Source organism: Psychrobacillus sp. PGGUH221, from assembly GCF_042055255.1.
Taxonomy (GTDB): Bacteria; Bacillota; Bacilli; order Bacillales_A; family Planococcaceae; genus Psychrobacillus.
In genome coordinates this window covers 77133-97851 of sequence record NZ_JAQMHQ010000009.1, presented here as the reverse complement: position 1 = coordinate 97851, position 20719 = coordinate 77133, and the positions used below count along the sequence as shown (strand labels likewise).

The 20719-nt window shown below is 32.7% G+C and carries 20 protein-coding genes and 1 pseudogene; 20 read left to right on the top strand and 1 reads right to left on the bottom strand.

Translation table 11 applies throughout. The annotated features are described in order from the left end of the window. Positions 1 to 110 precede the first annotated feature (110 nt). The 11 genes from PGC35_RS15710 (at position 111) to PGC35_RS15660 (ending at position 9247) form a co-directional block, all read left to right on the top strand. Positions 111 to 1058: a hypothetical protein gene (locus PGC35_RS15710; RefSeq protein WP_375219846.1), complete on the top strand. Its 948-nt coding sequence runs from the start codon at positions 111 to 113 to the stop codon at positions 1056 to 1058. A gap of 68 nt (positions 1059 to 1126) precedes the next feature. Beyond that, entirely contained in the window at positions 1127 to 1315 is a 189-nt protein-coding gene (locus tag PGC35_RS15705; protein ID WP_375219845.1) for a DUF4177 domain-containing protein, read from the top strand. A gap of 122 nt (positions 1316 to 1437) precedes the next feature. Next, entirely contained in the window at positions 1438 to 1839 is a 402-nt protein-coding gene (locus PGC35_RS15700) for a hypothetical protein (protein ID WP_375219844.1), read from the top strand. 70 nt (positions 1840 to 1909) lie between these two features. Then, entirely contained in the window at positions 1910 to 2326 is a 417-nt protein-coding gene (locus PGC35_RS15695; RefSeq protein ID WP_375219843.1) for a phage holin family protein, read from the top strand. Between the two features lie 4 nt (positions 2327 to 2330). Then, the gene (locus PGC35_RS15690; protein ID WP_375219842.1) at positions 2331 to 2666 is read left to right on the top strand and encodes a hypothetical protein; all 336 of its coding nucleotides are present in this window, start codon (positions 2331 to 2333) and stop codon (positions 2664 to 2666) included. 10 nt (positions 2667 to 2676) lie between these two features. Further along, positions 2677 to 3261: a hypothetical protein gene (locus PGC35_RS15685; protein ID WP_375219841.1), complete on the top strand. Its 585-nt coding sequence runs from the start codon at positions 2677 to 2679 to the stop codon at positions 3259 to 3261. A 489-nt stretch (positions 3262 to 3750) separates the two neighbouring features. Then, positions 3751 to 4992: a serine/threonine transporter SstT gene (gene sstT / locus PGC35_RS15680; protein WP_375219840.1), complete on the top strand. Its 1242-nt coding sequence runs from the start codon at positions 3751 to 3753 to the stop codon at positions 4990 to 4992. Positions 4993 to 5233: 241 nt separating this feature from the next. Further along, positions 5234 to 6412: a NupC/NupG family nucleoside CNT transporter gene (locus PGC35_RS15675; protein ID WP_375219839.1), complete on the top strand. Its 1179-nt coding sequence runs from the start codon at positions 5234 to 5236 to the stop codon at positions 6410 to 6412. Between the two features lie 213 nt (positions 6413 to 6625). Beyond that, complete coding sequence (locus tag PGC35_RS15670; RefSeq protein ID WP_375219838.1) at positions 6626 to 7747, top strand: NADH-dependent flavin oxidoreductase; 1122 nt, start codon at positions 6626 to 6628, stop codon at positions 7745 to 7747. 167 nt (positions 7748 to 7914) lie between these two features. Further along, positions 7915 to 8262: a gamma-type small acid-soluble spore protein gene (locus tag PGC35_RS15665; protein ID WP_375219837.1), complete on the top strand. Its 348-nt coding sequence runs from the start codon at positions 7915 to 7917 to the stop codon at positions 8260 to 8262. A 775-nt stretch (positions 8263 to 9037) separates the two neighbouring features. Further along, a complete protein-coding gene (locus PGC35_RS15660; RefSeq protein WP_053588459.1) occupies positions 9038 to 9247 on the top strand; it encodes a hypothetical protein in 210 nt (69 codons plus the stop codon). A 74-nt stretch (positions 9248 to 9321) separates the two neighbouring features. On the opposite strand, the gene PGC35_RS15655 is transcribed toward PGC35_RS15660, so the two are convergent. After that, on the bottom strand, positions 9322 to 12357 hold the full coding sequence (locus tag PGC35_RS15655; RefSeq protein ID WP_375219836.1) for an efflux RND transporter permease subunit: 3036 nt from the start codon (positions 12355 to 12357) through the stop codon (positions 9322 to 9324). A gap of 364 nt (positions 12358 to 12721) precedes the next feature. Between PGC35_RS15655 and PGC35_RS15650 the strand changes: the two genes are divergently transcribed. From PGC35_RS15650 to murJ, 9 genes and pseudogenes are all read left to right on the top strand, one after another. Continuing rightward, a complete protein-coding gene (locus tag PGC35_RS15650; protein WP_375219835.1) occupies positions 12722 to 13201 on the top strand; it encodes an MgtC/SapB family protein in 480 nt (159 codons plus the stop codon). A 150-nt stretch (positions 13202 to 13351) separates the two neighbouring features. Then, positions 13352 to 13675, top strand: a pseudogene (locus PGC35_RS15645) (SRPBCC domain-containing protein); the annotation flags it as partial. A gap of 298 nt (positions 13676 to 13973) precedes the next feature. After that, positions 13974 to 14627: a sugar transferase gene (locus PGC35_RS15640; protein WP_375219834.1), complete on the top strand. Its 654-nt coding sequence runs from the start codon at positions 13974 to 13976 to the stop codon at positions 14625 to 14627. Between the two features lie 54 nt (positions 14628 to 14681). Continuing rightward, positions 14682 to 15422 (top strand): tyrosine-protein phosphatase, encoded by a 741-nt coding sequence (locus tag PGC35_RS15635; protein WP_375219833.1) that lies wholly within the window; start codon positions 14682 to 14684, stop codon positions 15420 to 15422. A gap of 96 nt (positions 15423 to 15518) precedes the next feature. Further along, positions 15519 to 16235 carry a YveK family protein gene (locus PGC35_RS15630; RefSeq protein ID WP_375219832.1) on the top strand — a complete coding sequence of 239 codons (717 nt, stop codon included), beginning with the start codon at positions 15519 to 15521 and terminating at the stop codon, positions 16233 to 16235. 7 nt (positions 16236 to 16242) lie between these two features. Further along, the gene (locus PGC35_RS15625) at positions 16243 to 16935 is read left to right on the top strand and encodes a CpsD/CapB family tyrosine-protein kinase (RefSeq protein WP_375219831.1); all 693 of its coding nucleotides are present in this window, start codon (positions 16243 to 16245) and stop codon (positions 16933 to 16935) included. A 29-nt stretch (positions 16936 to 16964) separates the two neighbouring features. Then, the gene (locus tag PGC35_RS15620) at positions 16965 to 17873 is read left to right on the top strand and encodes a glycosyltransferase family protein (protein WP_375219830.1); all 909 of its coding nucleotides are present in this window, start codon (positions 16965 to 16967) and stop codon (positions 17871 to 17873) included. 37 nt (positions 17874 to 17910) lie between these two features. Next, the gene (locus PGC35_RS15615; RefSeq protein WP_375219829.1) at positions 17911 to 19107 is read left to right on the top strand and encodes an O-antigen ligase family protein; all 1197 of its coding nucleotides are present in this window, start codon (positions 17911 to 17913) and stop codon (positions 19105 to 19107) included. A 70-nt stretch (positions 19108 to 19177) separates the two neighbouring features. Continuing rightward, the gene (murJ, locus tag PGC35_RS15610) at positions 19178 to 20692 is read left to right on the top strand and encodes a murein biosynthesis integral membrane protein MurJ (RefSeq protein ID WP_375219969.1); all 1515 of its coding nucleotides are present in this window, start codon (positions 19178 to 19180) and stop codon (positions 20690 to 20692) included. Positions 20693 to 20719 lie beyond the last annotated feature (27 nt).

Genomic DNA, 20719 nt, shown 5'->3' with positions numbered 1-20719 from the left:
TACCATATCATTTTTTTCACGCACATAATATTTTCTGAATTATCTATCTTTTGAGTATATTGTCATGGTACTATGGACGTAAATATATTCACAGGGGAGTGAGGATAGAAATGAAAAACATAATTATCATTGCTTCAAGTATGCTCTTAATTATTTTATTTTTTTCCGTTTTATATTCAATTGATAATAACAAGCAATTACAAATGGAAGTTGAAAGTGATTTAGAACATAACTTTGAGGTTAATAATGCAAAGTTAGATGCAAAAGATTTACCTGAAAATATATCTGTGGACTTTGCAAGTAACGTCTATACAATTCTAAATCAATTAAATCATCATTTAGGTATTCTTCCAGAAAAGGTTTTAGATGAACAAAAAAATATTTTAAAGAAGGATAAAGATGATAAGCGTACAAATCTTGAGATAGTATATTACACAGAAAACTTTATTAAGTATTTAGATACAATAGAATTAGAAGCAGATACCGAACAGGAGATAGAATTAAAAAGATCAATTATGGGATTGAAAGATTCTTCTCAACTAATGGCTGAAAATATCTTAACTAATATTAAAAGTAAAGAAATGAAGGAAGTTGTTAATAGTGACTTCTTGAAAGTGCAAAAAGATGTTATGGAAGTATCAACTATCATTTTCGATGATGGACTTACAAAATATTATATTAGAATTGGGAAAGATTCTTTTGGTAAAGATTTTGATTTGAGCGATAGTGAACCTGTAAGTTTTTTAAGTAAAGATTCAGAGGGTTTATATAATCCTTATCTTGCTAGTCATACAGTTTTAAAAGATGATACATTGGAAGGGTTAATTAATGAACCAATTTATATACCATCAACGACCATAACTACTACATCACCTGTAAAGTATGAACCATCCATAAGTATGACCGATTATGAAGTAATAGAAGATTCTACATGGGGGAAACCAAAAAGTATTAATAGAACTGAAACCGCCTATGGAGTTAGAGAACAGTGGGTTTATGATAGAGGATATTTGTATTTTGAAGATGGATATTTAACTAGTATTCAATCATCTAGGTAATAATATTTCCATAAAAGGATTATCCCTCCTACTCGTCGAATTTAGTAGATAAGTGGGAGGTGTATGATTTGAAATTTGAATACAAATGTTTAGTGTTTAATAATGGGAATTTATTTAACAGAAACGCTCAAGGAGATTTAAATGAATTAGGTTCACTTGGTTGGGAATTAGTTTCAGCAGTGCCGATTATAACTGGAAATGAAGATAGTACAGATACAAATGAAATTCAATTTTTCTTGAAAAGACCGTTAGATTAAGTTGAAAATAAATAAGCATAAGAAGTCACATCTAAACGGTGTGGCTTTTATTATGGTTTTATTCATAAAAGGAATTACCTTCCTTCTTGTCGAATTGAGTAGATAAAGGGGAGGTGAAGAATATGAAATGGAAAAACCAACTTGAAAAAAAGATTGAGCAACAAGCATTTATAGATAGTTTTAAAACATATGAAGTTTTCTCTAATTATATTGAAGATTATTTTAAAAATTTTTTTGATGTTAAAAAAGGTAATGAATTTATTAAAGTTGAAAGAAACTCTGAGAAAATCACCATTAGCATTTCTGAATGTAAGTTAGAAGTTATATTATCTGAACCTAGTATAAAGTTTAGAGTATTTAACAATCAAAACCAAGAATCTTTAGGACAACTGTACTTCTCTGAAATGAGATTCACTCATTCAGGTGCTACCAAGGTTGAACAGTTTAGTGAAGAACTTTTAGAGAAACTTTTAGAGAAAACTTTCAAACCTTTAACAGGTTCTTCTATACAAGTTTTAAAATAAATGAATGAAAGATCAAGTCACATCAAAATGGTGTGGCTTTTTCTTTTGTCCAAATTTCACACCATAGGAGGTGTTTATCATAGAAAAATTATTATTTGGCTTAACAATCTTTGGAACATTCTTTTCATTCCTTATAGGTGGGTGGCACATATCATTAACAATCCTTGTTGCATTTATGGTTATCGACATTGTTACAGGATTAATAAAAGCAGCGACACAGAAAAAATTAAATTCTAAAGTATCCTACAGGGGATTCTTAAAGAAAACGTCAATCATGTTGGTTATCATTATTGCTAATTTATTGGATTTATTAACTGCATCAGGTGTACCTGTATTTAGAACAATGGCAGTTTTCTTCTATATAGGAATGGAAGGATTAAGCATTACTGAAAACTTAGGTCATATAGGTGTTCCTTTACCAAAAGGAATTACTAAATATATAGCCCAATTATCTAAAGAGGAAATACCGACAAATAGAGAGGAATGAGCATATGAATAACATTCAACGCTTACAGATGGAAACTAAGGGGATTGAATTAGACCAACAGGAACTAATCATCTACTTACAGGAGAATGGATTAAAGCCACATGATGAATATAACGCAACTTCACAGGACAATAAGAAAGCCATTTATCAAACTGCATTATCTGTACTGGAATCGGTAGCAAACAATCCATCTTTAATGAAAACAATTCGTCTTGATGATATGACAGTTTCACAATTCCATGAAAACCTAACTCAACGTATTGACCAATTGTATAAAACGATAAGACAAATGAAAACCGATCAATCATCTAATTCTGATATTTTCATGTTGTATTTGTGAGGTGGGAAATATGAATTTATTTGATGAAACAACTTTAAATGATGTGTTCAATTCAGTAGCAAAGGAAATAAAAATTAATGATATACCTATTCCTGCAATCGTAACAAATGGTTCTTTAAACAAGTTAGATGAACAGGAATCCAAACATCTTCATACCATTGATAAAGTTAATCAAGGGGATTTAGTGTTACATGAAGGAAACAAATATTTAGTTATAACTGAATCCATGAGTAAACGTCATAACAAGTATAAAAACATCATGGTGCATTGCAATATGACTCTAACAGTTGCAGGGGAAACCATAAGTGAAATTATTGGATTTGATGATTTTAATAGACCTATCTATAAGCATACAATTCAATACTTTGATGTTCCATCTGTATTAGGATTCGATAGAGTTGGTTCTGCTTCAACAAGTGGAGCATTTCTTACAATTGCAAATGGATTAAAAGCGAAGGTACAGAGGAATGAAAAGAACCTTCAATACTTAACCATAAATAAGGAAATTGCAATTGAAGGAAAAACTTATAAGATTACTCATGTGGATAAGGTTCAAACTGGAATTATAGTTGTTCAATTGGAGTATACGACATAACAATTGACAAGGGGAAATCTTCCATTATAATTGGTGGTAGCAGGTTGATTACGAACTACGTTTGTAAAATGTAGTAATCGCACGTTGCTTAAACCATTGATATAACTGAGATTAGTGAACATCTCATTTTTTCTGGACGCGGGTTCAAATCCCGCCGTCTCCAATTAAAGCCATTCATTAGATTGAATGCAATTTATGAAGTTTTAATAGCTATAATTACTGAAGATAATTCAGTAATTGTAGCCTTTTTGTTGTTTTTATGATGCCTCTACTCTGTCCATATGAAATTGCGGCTAACACATGGACGATTTTCATAAGAAATTCCAAAAAGTATTTTAACATAAAAAACCATCTCACAATTCCGAAAATTTGTGTTAAAATAAACTATCAGTCTACTTAAAGTTTATATAAGTATATGTTATCTTAACTTGCAGAAGTGGCTGTCGTTTGTACAATGGGAGTTTTAAGAAAATTTTGGGGGATAGGAAAATGAAAAATTTATCAGTTAAATGGAATCAAGTGAGCCTCGTAAAAAGGATTGTTATCGGTATTATTGTCGGACTTATATTGGCTTTAACCCTTCCTGAGGCTGCAAGTTGGATCTCCATTTTTGGTTCTTTATTTGTCGGTGCATTAAAGGCGGTTGCGCCAATATTAGTATTATTCATAGTGATGCATGCGATTGCCGTACATAAAAAGGGAAAGAAGTCGAATATGAAATCGATTCTTGTTCTTTATGCTCTTGGTACATTCCTAGCTGGAGCTGTCGCTGTAGTTGCAAGCTTTATATTCCCGACTACGCTAACACTGACAACAGGAGCAGAGGGCGTTACTCCACCAGAGGGTATTCTTGAAGTTTTAGAAACATTATTATTTAACTTAGTTGCCAATCCGATTGATGCCATAATAAATGCTAACTATCTAGGTATATTAATGTGGGCGATCGTTCTTGGGATTGCATTAAAAAATGCAAATCAAAATACGAAAGACATGTTAGGTAATTTTTCAGATGCAATCACTAAAGTAGTACAATGGGTGATTAATTTAGCACCTCTTGGCATTATGGGACTTGTTTTTGATGCGATAGTAACAAGTGGTCTTTCTGCTTTACTTGAATACGGTAGATTAATAGTAATTTTAGTTGGATGTATGTTGTTTATCGCGTTAGTAGTGAATCCGTTAATCGTATTCATTTATACTCGAAAAAATCCTTATCCACTTGTTTTTATGGTTTTAAGAGAAAGTGGTATTTATGCATTCTTTACACGTAGTTCAGCTGCAAATATTCCAGTAAATATGAAATTATGTGAAAAACTTGGCTTAGATGAGGATACTTATGCAGTGTCAATACCTCTTGGTGCTACTATTAATATGGCTGGTGCAGCAGTTACAATTGCTGTGCTAACTCTTGCTACAGTAAATACGCTTGGTATTGAAGTTGATTTTATGACTGCCCTAATGCTTTCTGTTATTGCAGCTATCTCTGCAGCAGGTGCATCAGGTGTTGCTGGTGGATCACTTTTACTTATCCCACTAGCATGTAGTTTATTTGGAGTTCCAGCTGATATTGCAATGCAGGTTGTTGGTGTTGGTTTTATCATCGGTGTTATTCAAGATTCTTGTGAAACTGCATTGAATTCATCTTCTGACGTACTGTTCACAGCTACAGCTGAACATGCTAAAGAACGTAAAGAAGTTAAACGAGGTAAAGTAGTTCCTGTGAAATCCTAGAAAATACGCCAAAAGTAGAAAGAATAAATAGACTGAGATTTATGAAGTTTTCAAGCCACGATTACCGAAGATGATTCGGTGATCGTGGTTTTTTTGGCTATCAATATGGTGAGATTGATATAGAAAAAACGCAAGAGGGAATAGTTTCCTTGGACATGATAAGTTAAAACTGTATACTTATAAAGGAAGTTCAATGGTCAGACGTTCAACTTCTAACACTACAACTTTGTGGAGGCATAAAATGAATTATTTAATTTCAATCGTAGGCTTAATTGTTGTTCTGGGTCTTGCCTGGGTTGCAAGTAACAATCGGAAAGAAATAAAAATCAGACCAATTATTCAAATGATTATTATACAGTTAATTTTAACTTTTTTATTACTGAATACTAAATTTGGATTGATTCTTATAAAGGGAATCGCAGCCGGATTTACACAATTACTAAATTTCGCTAATGAAGGAATCACTTTTGTATTTGGTGGCATTGCGAATGAAGGACAAGCTCCTTTCTTCTTAACTGCTTTGCTTCCAATCGTATTCATTTCGGCTCTCATTGGAATTCTACAGCATATTAAAGTTCTTCCTTTCATTATGAAATGGATTGGTTGGGCAATCAGTAAAGTAAACGGCATGGGTAAATTAGAATCTTACAACGGAGTAGCTTCCGCTATTGTTGGACAATCTGAAGTATTTATTACTGTAAAAAAACAGCTTGGACAATTGTCCCCTCAACGTCTATATACATTATCTGCGTCAGCAATGTCCACTGTATCGATGTCTATTGTCGGAGCTTATATGACGATGATTGAACCGAGATATGTCGTAACGGCAATCGTCATTAATTTGTTTGGAGGATTCATCATTGCTTCCATTATTAATCCTTACACTGTAACTGAAGAAGAAGATCTCCTTGTTGTGCAAACAGAAAAACAAAGCTTCTTCGAAATGCTGGGCGAATATATAATGGATGGATTCAAGGTTGCAATCGTAGTTGCTGCGATGTTACTAGGATTCGTTGCACTAATGGCAGGAGTAAATAGCGTATTTGATATGATATTTGGAGTCACATTCCAAGAAATTATTGGATATGTCTTTGCTCCAGTAGCGATTTTAATGGGTATACCTGTTACAGAATCAGTTACAGCTGGCGGTATTATGGCTACCAAACTAGTTACAAATGAATTTGTAGCGATGCTTTCTTTAGGTGAATTAGCGTCAAAACTGAGTGAACGATCCATCGGAATTATTTCTGTTTTCCTTGTTTCATTTGCAAACTTTTCTTCCATTGGAATCATTTCAGGTGCTGTAAAAGGTCTGCATGAAAAACAAGGTAACGTAGTAGCACGATTCGGCTTGAAACTATTATACGGTGCAACGTTAGTAAGCGTTTTATCAGCAGTAATTGTAAGCTTTATCCTATAATCAAAAATAGAAGAACCTTTAGTCGTTGCGAGGGCACTGAAAAAGTCTATAGAAGCAGTTATTAACATTCAAATTGTTAATAGCTGCTTTTTCTTTTAAACCATGCAATTTATGGATGAGGTTTTAGGCAGTACAGAATCCTATCTCAAGACATTATAGAATGAAAAGTGTATGGTAATAACTGAATATATAAAAATTGAGGGAGGACTATATATGAATACGAAATATGAAAAAATCTTTCAAACCTTTACCTTTCCTTCAGGGGTAGAAGTAAAGAATCGTATTATGGTCGCACCAATGACCAATTATTCATCTCACGATAACGGGGAAGTATCTGAAGCAGAGCTTGCTTATTACAAAGAGCGTACTGGCGGTGTTGGGACATTTATAACAGCATGTTCTTATGTTAGTAAGGATGGAAAAGGGTTTCCAGGGCAGTTTAGTATTGACGATGACTCATTCATTCCAAGCTTGAAGAGATTGGCTGAAACCATTCAATCAAATGGAACGAAAGCAATTATCCAAATATACCACGGTGGAAGACAGTCACCACCAGACTTATTGCCAGATCACCAGCCTGTATCAGCAAGTGCTGTTGCAGCAAAAGAGGATGCACCAATACCTCGAGAAATGTCCGAAGAAGAAATACAGAATACGATTAAAGCTTTCGGTGAGGCAACAAGACGAGCGATTGAAGCTGGTTTTGATGGAGTAGAGATTCATGGTGCCAATACGTATCTATTACAGCAATTTTTCTCACCACATTCCAATGGTCGAGATGATCAATGGGGTGGATCGCTTGAAAAACGCATGAATTTCCCGTTGGCTATCGTAGATGCTGTAAAGCAAGCTGTCGCTGAACATGCAAAGGTACCATTTGTTGTTGGTTATCGTATCTCACCTGAAGAAGGTACAAATCCTGGGATTACATTAGAAGATACTATTCAGTTTGTAGATAAATTAGCGGATCAATCCCTCGATTATTTACATATTTCTGTAAACACATTTTGGAATGGGTCTTTCCGTGAGAAAGATAAAACCCAGTCTAGGATTACTAAAATTCATGAAGTAGTTGGGACTCGTGTTCCAATAGTTGGTGTAGGTTCATTACATACACCAGATGATGTAGTGGAAGCGTTAGAAACCGGAGTACCATTAATTGCTTTAGGTCGCGAATTACTAATGGAGCCAAAATGGATAGAAAAAGTTGAGGCTGGACAAGCTGAACAAATCCGTACAACATTATCTAGACGTGATCAGGAAAAATTATTAATTCCAGATCCATTATGGCAGAGACTTATGAATGTAAAAGGTTGGTTGCCAGTAGTTGAATAATTAATTTCGATGAAGGAACTTATAATTGATGAGTTCCTTCATCGTTTTTTCTCTGTAAAATAGTATGGCTTAAATTGTCTTTAAAAAACTAAATCCAATACTCCAACATTTGCTATTAATAATAACCTCTGTTTTGGCAAAGATAATTTTTATGGAGGTGAAGAAAAATGGCAAACAACAATAAAAACAATCTTCCACTTGAAAGTCAAACGAATGCACAAGAAGTTAGAAGACAAAATGCACAATCTGCTCAAAAAGCACAAGGTGCATCACAAAACCTGAATGCTGAATTTGGATCTGAATTTGGTCTTCCATCAGAAAGCCAAACAAATGCACAAGAAGTAAGACAACAAAATGCTCAAGCAAATCAAAAAGCTTCTCAAAACTTAAATGCCGAATTTGGATCTGAATTTGGAGTTTCTCAAGAAGCTCAAACAAATGCACAAGAAGTAAAACAACAAAATGCTCAAGCAAACCAAAAAGCACAAGCTCAAAGAAAAAATAATAAATATTAATTAAGAAATGATGGGAGCTTAATGCTCCCATCGCAGACTATAGACAAGGTACCCCGAGAGTTCGCCTCTCGGGGTACTTTGTCAATTTTAAAGGTATTTGAGTTTAGATTTCCCCTGAATTTACGTTCCTCTTCAGCAAGAATTCGAAGTAAAGCAGATTTAGCTAATTCATCACCAATAAGAATAATTTTGTCATCTTTATTCATAGTGAAATTTATTTGAGAAAATAATTTTTCTCCCTCAAATGTGTACCCCAGATGTCGGTCTATTGAAAAAGACGTACGTAGTTCTTACCAAAGGTTGAGAGGTGTATGAAAACCGAATCGTAAAAACCAGCTTATTAGCATTTCAAGTTGTTCATCTTCATTGATTTGGTTTTTAGTCATCATGATATTCAACAACTCAACGTCTTAGAAGATTTAGAAATCCGACACTTTTTAAAATAGCCAACACTAGTCGATTGGAGTGGAAGACGCGAAGACTCCTACGGGAACAGCACGAGCCGAAGCACCCGGACTGAGCGTAGCGAGGGAGAAGGCTGAGGCCGTGCCCGTGGAAAGCGTAGCGCCTGAAACGGAAATCGACGATTTCTTACTATGTATTGTAAATAAAAAAAGACTATATATAACGTCATAAATAAATGGAATATTTGAGCTTAAGACAAGGTAGTCCAAGTGATGGTATAATTGGAACCTATGTACATAAGGAAGCCATGAGTTAAGAGTAATATATCTAAACTTCTTCCATTGATTATAATCGAACCGGAGGTGTCATGATGAATAAAAAATGGACGATAGAAGGTATACGTGATTATGTAACAAAGAATTCAGAAAGCGTATTACTTTCAACTGAATATGTAGGATACTCGCAAAAACTACTATTTAAATGTTCGTGCGGAAATAATTTTGAAAAGACTTTTACGAAATTTAAAGGTAGTAATCAAAAAAAATGTCCAAATTGCCAAGAAGCAAGACCTTCGCGTTAATTTATGATGATATTGAACAGCTTAATCTGAAAAACCAGACCACAGCATTTAAGCTGTGGTCTGGTTTCTTGGTTTTATTCTATTGCAGCATTTTGCTCCTCAGCTTGATTTACTCGCTGTTTCTTCGATTTTCTAAAGTAAAGTAATTCATATATACATGGAATTACAATGAGTGTAAGTAGGGTAGCCATTGCTAATCCTCCAATTACAACAATTGCTAGACTTTGCGATACTAAGCTTCCTGTTTCTGCTTGTTTCATTAATAATGGAAGCATTGCACAGATTGTTGCGATTGCAGTCATAAAGATTGGTCTCATTCTTGTAGCAGTTGCTTCGACAAGGGCATCACGAATGATCATTTTTTGTTCATTTTGTTTTACGCGATCTAAAAGCACTATCGCATTTGTTACGACGATACCTATTAGCATTAATGCTCCTAAAAGTGCTGTAATGTCTACTGGAATTCGGCTAATGAGAATTCCTAAAATTGCTCCAATTGCAGCAAGCGGAAGCGAGCAAAGAATTGTAATTGGTGCTTTTATTGACTTAAATGTCATAACCATAATTAGAAATACAATTCCAATGGAAACAAGCATAATAAGGAATAAGTCTGTAAAGTCTTCGGACTGCTGACTACTTGCTCCTCCAATTAGAACCTCGACATTTTCTGGAATGTCCATACCTTTTTTGTTCTCTTTATCACCAAATATCTCTAAGCTCACTGCACTTGATATCTCTGATAATTTTGTAGGATCAACGGATGCTGTCACTCGAAGGTAAGCATCTCCGTCTTTATGGAATTGGCTCGTTGAGCGTTCTTCACTTTGTAATGTAGCGATATCAGATACAGGTACTAGGCCGGTTTCAGTCATAACTTGTATGTTCTCTAAGTCTTCCGGTGTTTCTGCATCTAGGACAGGCTCTAAAAATACTGGTTTTTGCTTGTCATCTAAATTTATCGTACCAATCGGTGTTTTATTTAACATGACACCTAATTGTTGTGCAACTTGTTCTGTATTTCCTTTCGTTGGATCTACAACTAGGGAGTATACGGTTTTCTTTTCATCTTGGTTGGTTGTAACTTCTTCAACGCCATCTATATTCTGTACTTTTTCTTTTATTGTTGTTGCGACTTTTTCAAGGTCAGTTATATTTTCACCAACAACATCAATAGTGATATTTGTGCTTCCTCCGCCCATCATAAAGGAGGCTGTATTCACTTCTAATTTAGCATCAGTGTATTGATCTTTTTTCTTTTCCATTTCTTTTACAACTGCATCCGTATCCTTTTTATCGTCCAATAAAATACTGAAGGATGCTTCAGTCGGCGATCCAACCCAGCCATATTGTGCTGCTTCCGCTGGAGAACCTACTTGTGCGAAGACATATTGTACTTCATCCATCTCTAGAATAGAGGATTCAAGTTCAAACGTATTTTTCTTCACTTCATCAATAGGTGTATCATTCGGGTAGCTCAGTGTAGCCACAACATAATCTGCCGAAGAGTTGTCAACTGCACCTTTCGGAATCACAAAGTAAGCTCCGATGGAACCAACAAACAGTAGTATCGAAATTGTAAAGACAATCCATTTATGATTCAAAGACCATGTCACTACTTTTGGAAAACGAACAGCGGCTTTATGCTCTGGAATCTTGGCATTCTTTAATAATCCCGCACTCATTAATGGAACAACAGTCAATGCAACGATTAATGAAGCAAGCAACGAATAAGTAACAGTTAAAGCGAATGGTAGTAGGAATTCTTGAAGTCCACCATTCAATAAGCTCATAGGTAAGAAAACGGCAACTGTTGTTAATGTAGAAGCGGTAATGGCAACTCCTACTTGCTTCGTAGCATCAATAACCATCTTCACGGAGAATTTCTCCGTCTGCATTTTACGGAATATATTTTCTATAACAACTATGCTGTCATCCACTAAACGTCCAACTGCAACTGCTACTCCACCAAGCGTTAAAATGTTCAGTGTCACTCCTGACATCGAAAGTAGGAATAGAGTGAAGCACAGTGATAATGGGATAGATACGATCGTAATAAAGGTCGAACGGATATTACGTAAAAATAGCATAATGACAATCGTTGCAAATAGTGCACCGAGAAGAACTTCTTTTATCATTGTATGAACGGAATTTTCTACTAAATCAGCAGAGGAAATGTAAATAGTGGAATCCTGCTGATTATACTTTTCATTGATTTCTTTTGTAACTTTTGCAACTTCTTTGCTTATAGTTACTGCATTAGATTGACTATCTTTTGTGATACTTATATCCAAGCTATCTTTACCATTAAAATGGCTAACAAAATTTGCATCTTTCGTTTCTTCAACCGTTGCAATATCCCCAAGTGTTACATCTGGTGCTACAGTTAATCCTTTCAATTTTTCAATGCTTGTTAAATCACCGATAACTTTAATATTGCTTGTTTTTCCGTCAATATTTTTCTCTCCAACAGCTACAGCTGTGTTTTGACCATTTAGAATACCCATAACTGCTTGAAGAGAAATTTGGTTGTCTGCCATTTTTTCATCATCAATCTTAACGGAAATGATAGAATCTGTTATTCCATAGATCTCAACACTAGAAACCCCTTTGATATCTTGATATCTAGTTTGGAGCTCATTACGTGCAAAATCAATATTTTCTGTAGTCAGTCCATCATCAAAGGTGACAGCCAGATTAACAATTGGAATCATCGATGTATTAAGTTGTGAAATGATTGGCTTGGATATATTTGGTGGCAAATTCACATTACTTAATGCTTCTTGTACATCCTGTTTGGCTTGCTTCATATCATAGCCAGACTCGTAAACTAAATCTATTTTCGAATACCCGTCTCCAGTTCTTGAAAAAACGGATGTTTTTCCATTCAATCCAGTAACTGCTCTTTCAATCGGGTTGGTGACCTCTGATTCCATTGTTTTGGAGTCAGTTCCTTGCCCCATTGTGATAATCGTAACTTGCGGATTATCAGCAGAGGGTAAAAATTCCATAGGTAATCTAAAGTAACTAACAACACCAATAATTAATATTAAGATGGTAATTACAGATACAGCTGCTTTGTTACTAAAAGCCCATTTAGTAAATAACGACATAGAAAAAATTCCTCCTGAAAATTACAAATTTGTACCAATAAAATGCTAACATAAATACAAAATAAAAAAATGGATTGGTTGATATCTTAAAAAAATTTACAAAAGATTAATGCAAAAACGAATAACTCCCTTCTTTCCATCTTTTTCTTGCTTCTTCATTGTAGAAAATAGAAAAATGTTCCACATTGTTCCTTAGAATTATATTTATCTAAGACCTCAGCCCTAGAGGATAATGGGAAATAAAAAAAGGACCAGCCTGATTGTTCTTGGCCTCCTCTCACATTTAACTAGTTGATAATTCACTTTTAAAATGATGAAAACATCTGTATGATTAGAAAAACAATGATTGAGGGGGAGTTAATGAATGATGGACTTTGTTACATCCTTATTCAATTCACATTATGACTTATACATTCGATTAATTGTGGCAACGTTTATAGGGTTGTTAATTGGGTTAGAAAGAGCGATTAAAAATAAACCTGCAGGTATTAGAACCCATATACTAGTATGTTTGGGATCCACATTAGCAATGAGTTTATCTACATTAAATCAAGGACCATACATGGATCCTATGCGTTTAGCTGCTCAAGTAATTAGTGGAATTGGATTTCTTGGTGCAGGCGTAATTTGGGTAGATAAGGATAACGTGAAACGTGGACTTACTACTGCAGCTAATCTATGGATAACTGCTTGTGTTGGGCTGACTATAGGTTACGGTGCATATGATTTAGCTATTATTACGGCTATTTTAATGTTCATTGCAATGAATTTACCTAAATATGTAGAGAAGATGGGTATTCTACCACCAAGAAAAGATGAACATGATAGTGATGGGGAAGAGTAATTAATAAGGAGGGTTAAAATGAATAATATAACTTTTGAATATGTAACCTACATTGCAGCCACACCGGAAAAGCTTTGGGAAGCATTGACTAGTGGAGACTACACAAAACAATACTGGTTTGGACATAAAATTTAATCTGAATGGGTAGAAGGATCACCTGTAGTTTTTCTTGACCAGTCAGACAATATTGTAGATAAAGGACAAGTCCTAAGCCATGAACCAAACAGACTCCTATCTTATACATTTGAATGGGTACAAGATAAAACAGATCGTAAAGTTTCACCTATTGTTACATTTAGACTGCGTCAAATGGATTCCATCGTAAAATTATCACTCAAGCATGAGGAGTTATTGCCTTCTGATATACAGGAAGAAAATAAGAACTTCTACGGAATCAACAATGGATGGCCAGCAATACTTAGCAATCTGAAAAGCTTACTTGAGACAGGGCATACCCTACCGATAAACGTTTAATTCATAACCTAACAAAAAAGCTAACAGATTATTCTGTTGGCTTTTTTGTTATTACTTTTAGTTTCAACTTATTAGCTATATTGGCTTATTAGGAATGAATAAAGGGTAACAAGAAAAGTACAATATAATACTGAAAAATAATATTCGTAAGCAATCCTGATGCTAAACCCTTGGGAAAGCTTATTTTTTTTATGTAAAAAACCTCTTATTGCTTCATTTTATTAGTTCTTTTTTAGTAGGAAGGATGAATATACTTTTTACTATGTTTCTAGTTAAGAAATCCTAAAGGAGGCTATGAGTGGAGAATAATAAAGATAAAGCGCTAAACCAATCAAACCATTATTTCTATAACCGTATAGGTAAAAGGAGCGCAGATATTATAGGTAGTATTACATTAATCATCATTTTAATTCCGTTTATTATCTTATTTTCTATCATTCTAGTTTTGTTTTCTGGAAGACCTCTCTTTTTTAGACAAATACGATCCGGCTTGAATGACTGTCCTTTTACTATTTGGAAATTCAGAACAATGAAGACGGAGTTAATTGAATATAGTGATCATCAATATCATTGGACAGAAGAGGTTCCTAAAGACTTTCTATTTACTAAGCCAGAGCATTTACAAGTAACATGCATAGGAAAAATCTACAGGAAATTCAGCGTAGACGAAATTCCTCAATTATGGAATGTGCTAAAAGGTGATATGAGTTTTGTAGGACCCCGACCTGAAATAGTCGAAATTACAACCCACTATTCTTCCGAACAAAAAAAACGACTGCTCGTAAAACCAGGAATCACTGGATATGCACAAGTGTATGGTAGATCTACTATAACTTATGGAGAAAAAATTGAACGGGACTTGTATTATGTTCAAAATTGTTCCTTTATATTAGATTTTAAAATTGTCATTCGATCCATTGGAATTGTTATTACCGGGAAAGGTGCCTATTAGACATACCTGTTCTAGTTTTTGAATATAATTTCATACAAAAGGAGTAATGTACAGGTGCTAGTAGATATCCATAATCATATTTTACCTGGGCTAGATGACGGGCCACAATCTATGGAGGAAGCTATTTTACTTGCCAGAAATGCGGTAGCAAATGGGGTGACGCACATAATTGCCACTCCTCATCATAATCATAAATATAGTAATAATTCTTTGAAAATAAAAGAGGCAGTATTAAATTTTAACAATGAAATTTCTCAAAGAGAATTACCAATAAAAATACTTCCAGGACAAGAGACGTATTTTTATAATAACCTAGTTGAGGAATTAAAGGATGTAATATTACCGCTTGCAAATAGTGATAAATACATTTTAATTGAACTACCCAGTAACCATCTTCCTGCTTTCCTTACTGAGATTCTTTTACAAATTCAGTTGAAAGGCTATAAACCAATTATTGCCCATCCAGAAAGAAATAGCGTTCTCCGAAAAGAGAAAAATTTACTATTCGAATTGGTAAACAAAGGTGCACTTATGCAAGTAAACGCATCAAGTTTAATTGGTATTAATGGTTATAAATTAAAAAAGTACACAAAGGATTTAGTGAACCATAATCTCGTGCATTTCATTTCATCGGATGCACATAATACGACAGGTCGTCCTTTTTTGTTAAAAGAAGCTTATGAATATGTAGATAAAAAGTTCTCCAAACAATTAATGTATTACTTTAAAGATAATGCAAAGTACGTCTTGTTAGGAAAGGATTTTCAACCGTTGAAACCTATCAGTTATGTATAAATTTGATAATAAATTAAACTACAATACACTATATCATAGTGTATTGATATGTATATTTGCTAATTAGTACCTCTAATAAAGGAGGAGTGGTAATTTTTGGAAGAAAATATTAACCTTCATGATATTTTTAAAGTGATAAGGAAAAGAAAGATTTTGATTTTGAGTGTTTTATTGATAATTGTGACTTCCACTGGCTTAATTAGCTATTTTTTTATTACTCCAAGTTATGAAGCATCTACCCAAATTTTAATCAATCAAAAGAAATTGCAAACGGAGAATATAAATACTCAGGATATTGAAACAAATCTGCAATTGATCAACACATATAATGTCATTTTAAAAAGTCCAGTAATTTTATCTAAAGTTATAGAAAAACTAGATTTGAAAACAACTCCCGAATTACTTACTGATAAAATTTCAGTTACTAGTGAGCAAAACTCCCAAGTAATAAATATTATTGTAAAAGATTTGAAATTGAAGGGTGCTGTAGAAATTGCTAATGCCACTGCTGAAATATTCGAAGAAGAAATTAAATTACTCATGAACGTTGATAATGTCATAATTCTATCTCCAGCTAGTAATAAGAAAAATATTGATCCAGTTTCTCCTAACTTACCTTTAAACATCTCAATTGCTACGATTATAGGTTTACTTGTTGGTATAGGTATTACCTTTTTTATAGAATACCTAGATACTTCTATAAAAACAGAACAAGATGTTAGAGAAACAATAAATCTTCCTGTACTAGGTCTAATAAGCCCAATCACAATAAGTACAACCAATAATTTAATTAGGCGTAAAAGGAAGAGGTGACTTTTAGATGTTTAAGAAAAAAAATAACAAAAATCAGAACAAAAGGAAATTAGTGATCTCAACAAACCCAAAATCAATTGTTGCGGAACAATTTCGTACAGTTCGTGCAAACATTAAATTTGCAATGAAGGGAAAGGAATTTAAGACTCTATTGTTCACTTCAGCATCCGTTGGAGAAGGAAAGTCTACAGTAGCAGCAAATGTTGCTATTTCTTTTGCACAAGAAGGTTTAAAAGTGCTTCTTATTGATGCGGATTTAAGAAAACCGACTGTACATTATACATTTAGCATTTTAATTTCCCCTGGTTTTACTAATTTTCTAATGAGTAATTGGAAACTTGAAGATGTTATACGTGAATCAGAAATTAAAGGATTACATTTAATAACTAGTGGACCAATACCATCAAATCCTTCTGAGCTTCTAGGGTCCGATTTAATATATGACTTATGGAAAAAGATTAAAAGTAGATATGACATCGTTATATTCGATGCTCCCCCAATTCTATCGGTTGCAGATGCACAAATTCTTTCAGAAAAATGTGATGCAACTATACTTGTAGTTGATTCTGGTAAAACAGAGAAAAAAAATATTTTAAAGGCAAAGGAAGTTTTAGAAGCGTCTAAAGCAAACACAATTGGTGTGATATTAAATAACTTTATACTAGAGAAAGATCATTACTATTATGAATATTACGGGTGAGTTAATGTAACTTGGAAAGTAGGAAATAAATGAAAATTGCTTTTGTTAATGACGGGAAATCGTACCTACCAGAGGTAAGGGCTTACGTTGATTTTTTGAATAAACAAAATGGATTCAGTGCTATTGAGGTTAAAAAACATCAAAAAGAATTAATAAAAGATTGCGATATTATTTGGAGATTCATGGGATTAGATTTTAAAAAAAATAATACTAATCAATTTCATATACATGAATATGTTTCCCTATCAGTAGGCAATTTTGCAAAGCAAAAGGATTTTTTTAAGAGGTATTTAAATAGTAAACCCTCTGGAAGAGTATTTTTGAATGAAAAGCTCTTAAAAAAAATGAATTTTAATGATAATATACCATCTCTAAAAAGAGATATGGGAATATCTGAAGGTTTTTATACAATTAAACAAAAGAAAGAATATGATTTTGTTTATCTAGGGGACATAAGTCAAACAAGAAATATAGGGTCTTTATTAAATTATTTTAAAACAATAAATAAGGGACAATCTATCCTATTAATAGGTTCTGTAAATGAAGAAATATATAAAGAGTTTAATAATGCTGATAATATCGTTTTTACAGGAAAAGTAAATTATGAAGAGGTTCCAAATTTAGCTTCTAAAGCAGTATATGGTATTAATTACGTGCCTAATATTTTTCCTTTCAATATTCAGACATCCACTAAACTTTTAGAATACTGTGCATTAGGTATGAAAATAATTACTACAGATTATAAATGGGTAAATGAATTTGAAAATAATAGGGGAGGAAAGTTTTTAAAAATAGATGAGGATTTAAAAAATCTAACAAAGAAAAGAATTGAAGAGTTTGAATTTAAAACACCAAACGTAGATGATCTAAAATGGGATAGTATTTTTAATCAAATTGGTCTTGTAAACTTTATTAACTTATCAATAAAGTCTACTTAATAAAATAATTAAATGCCGAAAGAGTGAGTAGATAACGATGTATATTTCAAGAAAAAGATTATCTTTAACTCTTATTATCATTACCACTTGTTTTGGGATACTAAGCTATATTCAGCAAATCAATAATTCATTGGCTTACTTTATTATTATTGTAATAATGTTAACTTGCAGTGTTAACTTATTGTTAAATTTAAAAAAGCAAGAATTAATAAAACTTATAAATCACCAGTCCATTATTTGTATACATTTGATTGTAATAATTCTAATGCAAATAATTAATGGAATAGAAGGTGAGGTATCTATAACTGACGCATTAAAAATTGCGCTATTTCCTTTAAGTTTTTTATATGCCTGTATTCTTGTCCCGAACTTTCTATTGAAAAATAACTATAAAGATATTTTTTTGAAATTCTTAATATACCCAGGAACTCTTTTAAGTATTCTAACATTAATAATATCATCAAAAGTATCTTTAACATATGGAGCTATTAATTTACCTAATTTACAGACAGCACAATTTTATTATGTACATTCGTTTTTGGATTCAAATTATCAAGGAGCAGTTGTTGCTGTTAGTACAGTTTCTTGTATTTTTTATTTATTTCAAAAAACAGAGAACAAGATTTTTTATAGTTCTATTTTGTTTGTTAATATAACTAATTTAGTAGTCTTGGCATCGAGAGCATCACTTTTAGCAGTTGTTTTATGTTTTCTTTTAGCAATTATTTTATATATTTCTAAAGAAAAAAAATATTTAATATTATTATCATTAGCAATAGGAAGCATAATATTTTTATATTTTAAAAAAACTATTGAAATTAGTCCGTTATTTTATTATAACATTTTTGACGCTGAAAGAGGAAGTACAGGTAGACTTGACATTTGGAAAGAGATTTTACAAAAAAGCTCCAATAAACTTTTAACTGGTTCTGGTAGTAATACAATAGAAATAAGTTCTCTTGGACCTTATGTAGATCTTTCCTCTTCACATAATTCCTTTATAGACTTTTTATCTATTAATGGACTTATAGCACTCTTAATATATGTAATAGTTATTATAAATGGTGTAAGGAAATCCATGTATTTTGCAAAGAATAATGCAATTTTTATTGTTTTGATCTGTATATTTATTCTTATGAATTTTACTACTCATAATCTTGGAGGTATTTCTTATGTTCCTCAAGTCTTTGGGATTCTTTTGGGTTTATCAATATTACCTGAAGAAGAAAATTAATATATTTAGTATTTAAATGTATATAGAATTGCTTCTAACAACAAATACAAAGTAGAGAAGGAAAAAAACTATAAAGAAGATAGCTGTTCTCTTAATGATTATAGCGGTTCTGTCCAAAATATCAGGTTTTATGCGTGATATTACGTTAACCTTTTTTTATGGAGCTACATCAATAAGTGATGCATACATTATCTCAATTACTATAACATCCGTATTGTTTAGTCTTATTATTGCTGGAATATCTACTGCATATATTCCTATGTTTAAACAAATTGAGCATGATTTAGATGTGAGATCTGCCAAATACTTCACAAATAATTTGATTAACATTCTATTACTTATTACTACAGGTATCATAATAAGTGGACTTTTATTTTCTAATGTGTTGGTCAAAATTTTTGCTTTAGGTTTTAACAAAGAAACTGTTAATACTGCAGTTTTATTTACCCGTATTGGATTAGTAGGTATATATTTCACTAGTCTTACACAAATCTTTATTGGTTACTTACAATTAAATAAGAAATTTGTCATACCAGCTCTCATAGGTTTACCTTTCAATCTAATCGTTATCCTCTCCATTTTTATAAGCGCCAAAACAAATATTATTATGTTAGCGATTGGTACCGTTCTAGCTGCTTTTATACAACTACTCTTCCTAATACCTTCTCTATATAAATCTAACTATCGCTATATGCCATTTATCTCTTTCAAGGATAAAAATATTAAGAAAATGGCAATAATTGCTTTTCCGATTATGATAGGTGTATCTATCGACCAAATTAACTTGATGGTAGATAAAACACTTGCTTCTACAATAATGGAAGGTGGAATATCAGCCTTATCTTATGCTAGTCGTTTAAATGATTTTGTCCAAGGAATATTTGTTTTTTCATTTGTAACAGTAATGTTTCCTCTTATTTCAAAACTGGCCGCAAATAATGAAATGGTTAAATTCAAGAATTCAATTAGTGAAGTTATTTCATCTGTAATACTCATTGTAGTACCAGCATGTTTTGGGTTAATGATTCTAGCTGAACCTCTTATTAGATTACTATTTGGTCGCGGTAATTTTGATGAGAATGCGATACATATGACTTCTGCTGCTATGTTTTACTATGCTGTAGGAATGTTGGGGTATGGAATTCGAGAAATAATTAATCGTTCATTCTATTCTCTTCAAGATATGAAAACCCCTATGTATAATGCTGCTTTATCTGTCTTATTGAATATTATATTAAATTTAATATTATCTGAATATATGGGAATTAGTGGTCTAGCACTTGCAACGAGTATTTCAGCGCTTTTTTGTTCATTTCTTTTAGTCATAAGCTTGAGAAAGAAGATTGGACCTTTTGGATTAAGAAGTAATCTAATTACTCTATTTAAGGTATTATTAGCCTCTAGCGGAATGGGAATAGTAATTTATGTTTTCAATGAATATATATTAATAGATTGGAATGTTTTTTCCAAAATATCGATATCCATACTTATAGGTTGCATCATTTATATTATCTTAATTACATTACTAAAAGTAGAAGAAACAAAGATTTTATATAGGTTTTTAAAAGGGAAATTCGGATGGTAAATATTGTGAATAAGAAAGGGGAGGTGG